At 68.3% G+C, this 252-nt stretch carries 1 protein-coding gene; it reads left to right on the forward strand.

The genetic code is table 11. From position 1 onward, the window contains the following. Positions 1-252: TonB-dependent receptor (locus CVH10_RS22650; protein ID WP_146143311.1), on the forward strand; the 252-nt coding region annotated here is incomplete at both ends.

The raw sequence follows: 252 nt of genomic DNA on the forward strand, positions 1-252 counted from the left end.
ACCCCTATCCGATCAACGTCTTCGATCCGGTCTATGGCGCGGTTCCGGCGCCCACGCCCCTGCCCTTCACCGACAATCTGGAAACGCGCGAGGTCGTGACCCTGTACGCCCAGGACCTGTGGGAGGTGAACGACCGCCTGAGCCTGTCGGCCGGCCTGCGGCTGGACGACTACAGCCAGAGCATCCGCAACAACCGCACCGGCGCCGTGGGCGAGGCGGCGGACACGCCGTTCGATTACCGCTTCGCCGCCC

The organism is Halomonas sp. ND22Bw (genome assembly GCF_003011945.1).
Taxonomy (GTDB): domain Bacteria; phylum Pseudomonadota; class Gammaproteobacteria; order Pseudomonadales; family Halomonadaceae; genus Halomonas; species Halomonas halophila.